Consider the following 9,535-nt stretch of genomic DNA (forward strand, 5'->3'; position numbering starts at 1 on the left):
CTTACTGAAAACGTTATTATGTTCTTTACTCAAGGGGAGCCACAGAGGGCAAGCTAAACTAAACCAATAGCGAGCCCTAAAATGAGTACCAGCCAAAAAATAGCGGTATCCCTAAAATGGTTCAACAGCCAAAAATAAATTAACGCTAATACCCCAGAAATGACAGCGCCAACAATGGATGTAATGAAACCAAGGCCGAACATTAGGTTAAACAACAACACGATAGCTGTGTAAATACCCGCACATAAACTGGGTCGTTCGGTATTTATTAACAGCTTTAATAATGCAACTAAAATTAAAATTTTAAAAATCAGCATAAGTCCTATCCTTGGTTCTGGAGTGTTTTAAATTACCATTACTTGAGTAACGGCACCTAATTTAGCTCAGCTCACTTCTTACATGTGCCAAATATGCCTGCAAGCTTTCTTGCCAAAGGCCTAGCGCACCGGTGAGAGATTCCTTTAGGGGCTTATTATCGAGTAATTTACGTTCTACTTTTTTTAACTCTAAGCCATAGCGGTTAAAGCCAAGCTGTAATGCAGTACTTGCTTGGCGGTGCAATAGCTTTAAACATTGCTCTTTATCATCTTCAACGAGTTGCTGGCAGCGAATTAGCTTGTTGCGGGCTGATAAAACAAATTCATTATAAATAGAGGATACTTCATCTTCATTGAATGAACTAATAAGTGCTGCGGCAGCTGTTTCATCATAAAGAGTATCTCGAAGCTCGACTGCGATGCTCGCTGCTTGATTTGACTGTGAGTCACTAAGCGCTTGGCGCAGCTTTTGCTGTTTAATTGGTTTGCCAACGATGTCTTTTATACCTAGAGCCAAGTATTCTTTTATTTCATCAGGACTGAGGCTTGCAGTAAAAGCAAGCACAGGGGTACGTTGGTTTAGATGGTCCATCGCCTTGAGCCTTTTAAGCACTTCTTGACCTGTGAGATCCGGTAAATTCATATCGAGAAGTACGACATCAAAGTGGTGTTTTTGCATCAGCTCGATAGCGCTATTTCCGTCTTTTGCCAGCTTAATTTTATGCTCGTCATCAGCCATAAATTCAATCGCAATTTTTTGGTTTAAGTCGAGGTCTTCTACTAACAAAACATCCAAGCCGGTGACATAATCTTTAGATTGATGGCGTTGTTCTACAAGGCTTAATTCACCAACAGCAAGGTTAATATCAAAGCTAAACGTACTGCCTTTTGACAGCTCACTCTCTATATTCAATTTACTGCCGAGCTTTTCAAGCAAGCGACTGGTAATCGCAAGGCCAAGGCCTGTACCGCCTTTTTCTTTTCCTGCGCTACTTTGTACATAGGGTTCTGTTAGATATGCTATTTCTTCATCTTCAATGCCAGGGCCTGAGTCAATAACACTGATGCGAAGTCGGTTTTCAAACTGACCTTCTTGAAGTAGTTTTACATGAATTTTGACTGAGCCGTGATCTGTAAATTTAATCGCATTACCGACAAGATTGATGATGACTTGTCTGAGCTTTTGTTGATCACAGTAGTAACATGCTTGCTCAGGAAGATCATAAATAAGTTCAAACTTTAAGTGCTTTTGTTCAGCCAGAGGACTCAGTAATAGGCACAAGTTATTGAGCCATGTTTTTAGTTCAACGTCTTCTTCGTAGAGGGCTTCGTCTCGCTGGTCGAGACTTGCATAATCAAGTACCTTATCGACCAGTAAATTAAGGGATTCAGCTGAGTTAATAATCGCTTCGCAATAAGGTTTATCTCGAGGATCGCTAGATTGGTTCATAATTAGCTGCGCACTGCCTAAAATACCGTTTAAAGGAGTACGAATTTCATGGCTGATAGTTGATAAAAATAACCCTCTGATTTCGAGATCTTTATGCGCTTTTTCGGTGAGCTGATTTAAATTCTGCTCGCGTCTTTCATTACAAAGTAAAGCCATGCCAGTGGCGTAAAACATAGGTGCAATGACACCATTGATAAACAGCGTGATACTAAACCAGTTCTCAGATAATAAATTGGCTGTACTGACATCACCCATCATTAACGTGCGACCAGTGAATACCGCAAGAATAATTATTAAAATCATGATGTATACAATGCTGCCATTCGGATAGTTTTTACGACCATTACGAATAAACAGAGCCAGCAAAAATAATGATTCAATAATGTGCTGTAAATCTGAGACGAGTATTCGACTACGCAGTTCGGTATTGTCTGTGGCAAGGTAAATCATTGTTAGTGCTAGCGTGATAGTTATGCCAATAAAGATTCTCAAGCCAATACATTTCGCATTAAAAAATTGGCAAATTGCGAGAACGTGGATGATTGATGCGCTAAACATAAATGAGTTAGCAATAGAAATACTCGCGATATTATTGATATGACCATGCAGTGCAAAGCTCATAACTGAAATAAACATCACCAATGGGTAAAAAATATAAAGTAAGGTGCCTGGAGTATTTTTGTTGGTTCGCCACGTGAGATAACTAAGTAATGTCATCACAGCCATCATGGCTGCGCTTGCATAGTAGAGGGTCGCTGAGTCGAGCATTGTATTTCCGAGGCATTAATGAACAGCTTGAGAATAAAGTCTATTGTTATGTTTAGCAACCAGAAACAAAAACAGACGCAATGTGCGTCTGTTTTTTTAGAGAATAAATCTTAACGAATTTCGTCAGGAATATTTTGCTGTGCCCAAGATAAAAGCTCAATACGGTTACGGCATTTAGTTTTTCTAAATGCACTGTATAGATGAGTTTTCACCGTGTGCGGACTAATACTTAAGTCCTCAGCAATCTCTTTGTTTTTAGAACCTTTGCTCATTAGCGAAATGATCGCTTTTTCGCGTTTCGTTAGTTTAACAGGTTCAATATCACCATCAGTCAATTTATGTAATGCATCTTTGTTGAACTGCAACATGCGATTTAATGCGTTACACATTATTTCACGGCGATACCAAAGTTGGTCTTCTAACAATAAACGAATGCCTTTCATTAACACGTCGGCATTATCAGTTGTGTAAAACACACCACGAATACCCGTTAATAAAGCGCGATTCGCAAGTTCTGGGTTTTCATCAAGATTAAACAATACAATGTCGCATTTAATACGAAGATTCACCAGTTGCTCTTTAAGTTTTCCCCACGCGTCGGTGCTTGATGTTTCAATGAATAACAAGCGTGTACCTTCCGGAACTTCAGAAATATCAGTACCAGATGTAACCGCAAGGCCTTGAGTCTTTAATAAAGGTTCTAAGACATTAATGCCAATTGTGTTAACCGGTTCCGAATCTAATAGTAAAAAGGCTGAACTACTCATATTTATACACTCTTGAATAAAGTTGACTCTTGCATCCTACCATGCCATCCACCCCTTTCGTATTAGAAATTTCTGAGTCTTGCGCAGGAAAAGTACAGTTTGTGTCTATTTTGTTTCAAAAAATACCCTTGGTTAACCTTAATATTTATGTTAACTCACTGATATCTATTTATAATAGACAGTATTAGTTAATTTGTATTGTTTTTTACAATTATTAACATTAAAACGTATTAGATTTGTTGTTTCTTCTTATCTTGATAAGGAGGCCAACCCATCTCTTTACCTGCAAGCATGTGTAGGTGGATATGGTACACGGTTTGGCCGCCATGGTCATTGCAATTCATAACGACACGAAAACCATCATCACTAAAACCAAATTGTTTCGCGAGTTTTGCAGCCACTACATATAAATGACCAACAAGAGGGGCATGCTCCTGTGTGATGTCGTTAATCGTTGCAATAGGCGTTTTTGGAATAATTAATACATGAAACGGCGCTTGTGGGTTTATATCTTTAAAGGCGAGTGCTAAATCATCCTCATACACGATATCAGAAGGGATTTCGCGGTTAATTATCTTTGTAAAAATAGTCTCTTGGCTCATACTTAGCTCTCTTTATTCGTGGTTAATTGACCGCACACTAATGACAAACTTTATTTGCAGTGTCAAACTGAAACTGCCGCAAGTTAAACAACCAAGGAGTGATCATGCGTAAGTCAGTATTACTAGGTAGTGTGTTTGCACTATTTTATAGTGCCAGCAGTCTAGCTGAAACTATCCACTTTCCAGAAGAGTTTGTGCCTTTACAGGTGGGTGAACGTTTAATAGAACAATCGTTTTTTAGTCGAGTTGACGATGTTGAGCTTGCACCTGGGACTTACCAGTTAAAGTTAAAATACACTGACCTTTATGAACAAGGTTATGACGATCATCAAGTGGTTGAGTCTGAGCCATTTTGGGTTGAAGTAACGGTTGAAAGCGGCAAAAACTATGATTTAGTGTTTAATCGTGCCAGCAATGCAGTGGCAGCAGAAGTGTTTGCTGAATCACCGCAAGTAAGTTTAAAAGCAAAAGGCAGTGAGCTTGCTATGCCATTATCAATCATTGGCTATCGTGCAGCACCTGCTCAAGCCATGGCGAGTGCGCCTGTTGCTGCATCAAGTAGTCAACCGGCAACGACTGCACCTGTAACTTTGCCAGCAAAAGTACCTGGTGGACAGGCGAGCTTGAAAAATACCCCAAATGCAGCGGCAATGCTTGAGTTTTGGTGGCAACAAGCCAGCCCTGAAGAGCGTCGTGCATTTTTAGATAAAGTGACGAAATAATAATTGGAAAATTAAAAGGCGCTGATTTTCAGCGCCTTTTTTGTGTTTGACTTATTATTTTGCGAATAAGCCGTCCACGGTACCTTGTGCAAGTGGGTGATAACCCGCACGGGCTTTTAAGTACACATCATGCGCCCAGTCTTTTTTACCGTTTTTAATGAGTGCTTTATAAAGTGGCACAATTAACTTACGGCGACCAATACCAGATAAGTGCTTATCAAGCGCAGGATAGATAGGTTGATAACCATTACCTACCGCTAGCATAAACCATGCGAAAGCACGCTCAGCATTAGTTGACTGCGTTAGATTGAACTGGTTATCAAGCTCAGTCATTTTCTCAATGCTTAAATCACGAGGTAGGTTATTTAAAAAGTGTAGCCACTCATGAACAGACCAATCCGCGGTTGGTAAGTCCGCTGCGCTAATTTCACCGTTTAACCATGTTTTTGTAACTGCGTCGACTTTATCGAATGCATCAGACGTTGGGTTTGGCGCATCACTTGGTAAACCAGTCTCAAAAATCCACTCATTTACTTTATCCATGCTTACAATACCTGGATACTTTTCGATTAAGTTGGTTTTTAAGTAAGTAACAAACTGAGCTGTTGTTAAAGACTTAAATGAGAACTCATCGAAGTAAGCTTTTACAAATGGATCGAATTTATCACGACCAAACTTGTTTTCTAGGTAGATTAAGAAAAGCTGGCCTTTGGTGTAAGGCACTGAGCTAAATGCGTCATCAGGATCACGGCCATTAAGTTTTAAGTTAAGGCGTGTATCTGGTGCCGGTAACGTTTTAATTAGCTTACGTAAGCCAGCGGCATCGAGCGCTTGCTCCATCACAGCACGGTCACGACCAAATACTTCTTCCATAATGCGGTTTTCAACGTAAGACGTGAAGCCTTCGTTTAGCCATAAATCTTCCCACGTTGCATTCGTCACTAAGTTACCCGACCAAGAGTGAGCAAGCTCGTGAGCAATTAGATTTACTAAGCTTTTATCGCCAGCAACGACCGTTGGAGTGATGAATGATAAACGCGGGTTTTCCATGCCACCAAATGGGAAGCTTGGTGGTAGCATTAATAAGTCATAGCGCCCCCATGCATATTCGCCGTACATCGCGTTCGTTTTATCGATCATCGCTTGCGTGTCGTCAAACTCAGCCACAGATGCATCTAAAATGGTTGGCTCAGCAAAAATACCGGTTTGCTTAGACATGGCTTTAAATTCTAGATTACCCGCACCAATTGCGATTAAGTATGGCGAAATGGGTTGTGGCATATTGAATAAATAGTCACCATCTTTATAGAGCGCATCTTTGTTGTCTGCACTCATAACCGCACGAATATCTTTTGGTGTGTGAATACGAGCAGAGTACGTCACGCGCATTGCTGGCGTATCTTGTACTGGGATCCAACTACGAGCATGAATTGCTTGTGATTGGCTGTACATAAAGGGGTGTGACTTACTGGCTGTTTGCTCTGGTGTTAACCACTGTAAACCTGAAGCTTCTGGGCGGCTATTGTAGTAAATACGCGCCTTAACCGCTTGGCTTTTAAATTTAATTGTTAATTTTGAGCCCTTTACGTCATCACGTGCAGCAAGGGTAAAGTCAGCGTTGTGCCAGCTGCCTTTGTCATCTTGATACATGACTTTGTCGATATCTAAATCGCGGGTATCAAGAACAAGCGTTTTGCTGGTTGCATTATGCCAATCTAGCGTATGCTCAACAAAACCTTCTAATTGCTTATCATCAAAATCAACATCTAAATCTAGTAATAGGTGAGTGGTTGTTACGTCATCTAAGTTTGCGTAAGTGTGCTGGCTGATTGCGTCAGCAGTTGCTTGAGAGCAAGCTCCGGCCATAGCAAGGCTTAAAAGTAATGGTTTAAACTTCATAATAACCCTAGAACGGTAATGAAAAAGAGCCTGTTTTATAACATGATTAGTGCAGTGGGTTGAGTGATTTTTACAATCTAATGCGTATTTTGCGACGATAGGTTACACTAATGCGATTAGTTACCGGTAACCTTTGAGGCGTTTTGTGGCTCAGTCCCTGCAATCTTTTCATACCTTTTCTTTGCCAAGCCAATGCCAGCACATCTATCAAATCGATGAAGTGAATCAGCTTTTAAGCACAGACTTTTCTGAGCCATTTTGTATTTTAGGTGAAGGCAGTAATACGGTGTTTTTATCTGACTACCAAGGCTCTGTGATCCACATGAATACGAAGGGCATAGATATAGAGCAACAAAGCGATGGCTTTTTATTGCACATTGCAGCTGGAGAAAATTGGCATCAATTAGTTGCTATGACTATTGCTAATGACATGCTTGGGCTTGAAAACCTTGCTTTAATACCTGGGACTGTTGGTGCTGCACCAGTGCAAAATATTGGTGCGTATGGTGTAGAGCTGGAAAAGTTTGTTAGCTATGTTGAATACTTTGATATTGCGACAAAGACGATTAAACGTTTAGCCAAAGACGAGTGCCAATTTAGCTATCGTGACTCTATTTTTAAGCATGCACTTAAAAATAAAGCGGTGATCACTCAAGTAGGATTACTCTTACCTAAAAAATGGCAGCCAGTACTAAGTTATGGGCCATTGCAAAAACTTACACAACCTTCTCCACAACAAGTGTTTGAGCAAATCATTGCGACTAGAAACAGTAAATTACCCAACCCAAACGAACTTGCGAATGCGGGCAGTTTTTTCAAAAACCCAGTGATCAGTAATGAGCAGCTAGCATTATTGTTACAACAATACCCAAACTTGCCTCATTATTTTGTCGATTCTGGGCATCATAAAGTTGCGGCAGGCTGGTTGATTGAGCAGGCAGGGTTAAAAGGCTATAAAGTTGCAGGGATAGAGGTTCATCAGCAGCAAGCATTGGTGTTAGTAAATCACGGTAATAGTAATGGTGATGACTTAATTAAAATGGTGGAACATATTCAGCAGCAGGTCTGGCAAAAATATCAAATTGCTCTGCAACACGAAGTGCGACTGATTAACGCCGAACGCGAATGCCATATTGAATTGGGAGCTTCATCATGAAAGCACCAGATGGTAATAAGCTCGCTATTTTACATGCTCTGAATACCGGTGGTTTTATTTCTGGTCAGCAATTGGGTGAGCAGCTCGGTATCAGCCGCGCAGCAGTGGGTAAACATATTCACTCTTTGCAGGAAATGGGACTCGATATTTTCAAGGTCACGGGTAAAGGGTATTGCCTTAATAATAGTGCGGGCTTACTGAACAAAGATAAAATTGGCAAGCATTATAATGAGTTGGGTGGCGGCACCGCTAATGTCGAAGTACAGCCAATTATAGATTCTACCAATAGTGAGCTCATGCGTCGCTTACAAAGCGATATTCCACTCACGTCCGGCACCGTACTCGTTGCAGAAATGCAGCAAGCAGGAAGAGGTCGCCGTGGGCGCGTTTGGCAGTCTCCGTTTGGTGCAAATTTATATTTTAGCTATTTTTGGCGTTTGGATGATGGCTTGCAAGCGGCTATGGGCGTATCTATTGCTGTTGGGCTTGCTGTTTACGATACGCTTAAAGCCTTATATCAATTGGATATAACACTAAAATGGCCCAATGATATTTACTTAAACCGTGAAAAACTGGCGGGTGTATTAGTTGAGCTTGATGGTCAGCCGCAGGGGCCTTGTCAGCTTGTAATAGGTATAGGTATCAATTTACATATGCCAGAAAGTGCCAGTCAGCATATCGACCAAGCATGGACTGATTTAAGCCAGCATGTACAGGGGCTGGATAAAAACAAGCTGGTGGCCTATTTGTGCTTTTATTTAGAAAAACGCTTAGCCCAGTATCAGCAATCGGGTTTAAACGATATGTATCTGACGTGGAATCAATTAAATGCATTTGCGAATGAATACGTTGAGCTTAATACAGGGCATAGGAGTTGGCGTGGTATTTGTGAAGGAATTGATAGCCAAGGTGGCGTGCGTATTCGTCAAGATGGCGAAGTAAAAAGCTATTATGGTGGAGAAATTTCATTGCGTAAGGCTGAGTTATGAAACTGTTAGTTGATGTAGGTAATACCGCAATTAAAGCGGTTTTGTTTGATGGTAACCATTATCAGGCATGCGAACTTAACGCGATACCTTGGTCACAAATACAAGAACTGGTTTATGCGTGTGTGGGTAGCGCAGAGTTACTCAAGCCTTTATTAGCCCAAGCACAACAACATTCCATTCCTAACTTTGAAGCGGTGGTCACTGCTAAGCTTGCCACCTTAAGCTGCGCCTATCAGCAGTATCAAAATTTAGGGATCGATCGTTGGTTAGCAGTGATTGCTGCTTTTGTAGAGTATCCTCAGCAAAACTGCATTATTATTGATGCCGGCACAGCTACAACGATTGATGTACTTAACTCTGAAGGTACGCATTTAGGGGGATGGATATTACCAGGTCTTGATTTAATGACGACCTCGTTGACCCAAAACACTAAGCGGGTGTTTGATGATGCACAAATACCTTTTAGTTCTGAATTAGGCTGTAATACACCGAATGGCTTAAAAAATGGTGCGCTGGTGGCCACGATAGGTGCTATTGAACAAGCTAAGCAGCATATAAATGATGCATCAGTTACCTTGTTGTTTGCCGGCGGTTATGGAAAATTGCTAGCTGATTCATTTTCTCACAGTCAATTTGATAGCTTATTGGTTTTTAAGGGCCTTAACTATTGGCGAGAACTGACAGCAAAACCGTAAAAAAGCGGTAATTTGCCTGAATAGTGAGCGTTTAACACATAAAATCACACTTTTTTTAATTTTATTGTTGCATCACAATAAACCTTACCTTAGAATCTCGCCCCGTACTAAAGCAGTGCCGACTTAGCTCAGTTGGTAGAGCAACTGACTTGTAATCAGTAGGTCATCCG

Annotated in this window: 9 protein-coding genes; 4 read left to right on the forward strand and 5 right to left on the reverse strand. The window is 40.8% G+C overall.

The window, feature by feature from the left end; genetic code table 11:
* Nucleotides 1-53: 53 nt before the first annotated feature.
* The 4 genes from NYF15_RS21345 to NYF15_RS21360 all read right to left on the reverse strand — a co-directional run bounded on the left by NYF15_RS21345 (nt 54) and on the right by NYF15_RS21360 (nt 3,904).
* Nucleotides 54-317 (reverse strand): hypothetical protein, encoded by a 264-nt coding sequence (locus NYF15_RS21345; protein WP_371354619.1) that lies wholly within the window; start codon nt 315-317, stop codon nt 54-56.
* Nucleotides 318-378: 61 nt separating this feature from the next.
* Nucleotides 379-2,535, reverse strand: coding sequence for an ATP-binding protein (locus NYF15_RS21350; protein WP_371354620.1), 2,157 nt, complete (start codon nt 2,533-2,535; stop codon nt 379-381).
* Nucleotides 2,536-2,645: 110 nt separating this feature from the next.
* Nucleotides 2,646-3,302, reverse strand: coding sequence for a response regulator transcription factor (locus NYF15_RS21355; RefSeq protein WP_062567537.1), 657 nt, complete (start codon nt 3,300-3,302; stop codon nt 2,646-2,648).
* Between the two features lie 230 nt (nt 3,303-3,532).
* Nucleotides 3,533-3,904: a histidine triad nucleotide-binding protein gene (locus NYF15_RS21360; protein ID WP_062567538.1), complete on the reverse strand. Its 372-nt coding sequence runs from the start codon at nt 3,902-3,904 to the stop codon at nt 3,533-3,535.
* A 104-nt stretch (nt 3,905-4,008) separates the two neighbouring features.
* Here NYF15_RS21360 and NYF15_RS21365 point away from each other — a divergent pair, with 104 nt between their 5' ends.
* Nucleotides 4,009-4,626 (forward strand): DUF2057 domain-containing protein, encoded by a 618-nt coding sequence (locus NYF15_RS21365; protein ID WP_371354621.1) that lies wholly within the window; start codon nt 4,009-4,011, stop codon nt 4,624-4,626.
* Nucleotides 4,627-4,680: 54 nt separating this feature from the next.
* Here the strand turns inward: NYF15_RS21365 and NYF15_RS21370 are convergent, their stop codons facing one another.
* The gene (locus NYF15_RS21370) at nt 4,681-6,525 is read right to left on the reverse strand and encodes a M1 family metallopeptidase (protein WP_237120280.1); all 1,845 of its coding nucleotides are present in this window, start codon (nt 6,523-6,525) and stop codon (nt 4,681-4,683) included.
* A 145-nt stretch (nt 6,526-6,670) separates the two neighbouring features.
* Between NYF15_RS21370 and murB the strand changes: the two genes are divergently transcribed.
* From murB to NYF15_RS21385, 3 genes are read left to right on the forward strand one after another with little or no spacing between them, the layout of a single operon-like run.
* Entirely contained in the window at nt 6,671-7,681 is a 1,011-nt protein-coding gene (gene murB / locus NYF15_RS21375; RefSeq protein WP_371354622.1) for a UDP-N-acetylmuramate dehydrogenase, read from the forward strand.
* The gene (gene birA / locus NYF15_RS21380; RefSeq protein WP_371354623.1) at nt 7,678-8,670 is read left to right on the forward strand and encodes a bifunctional biotin--[acetyl-CoA-carboxylase] ligase/biotin operon repressor BirA; all 993 of its coding nucleotides are present in this window, start codon (nt 7,678-7,680) and stop codon (nt 8,668-8,670) included. The genes murB and birA overlap by 4 nt, the downstream gene beginning before the upstream one ends.
* On the forward strand, nt 8,667-9,365 hold the full coding sequence (locus tag NYF15_RS21385; protein WP_371354624.1) for a type III pantothenate kinase: 699 nt from the start codon (nt 8,667-8,669) through the stop codon (nt 9,363-9,365). Before birA ends, NYF15_RS21385 begins: the two co-directional genes overlap by 4 nt.
* Nucleotides 9,366-9,535: the final 170 nt, after the last annotated feature.

The sequence above is a fragment of the Pseudoalteromonas sp. 68 DY56-GL68 genome (assembly GCF_041414825.1).
GTDB lineage: Bacteria > Pseudomonadota > Gammaproteobacteria > Enterobacterales > Alteromonadaceae > Pseudoalteromonas.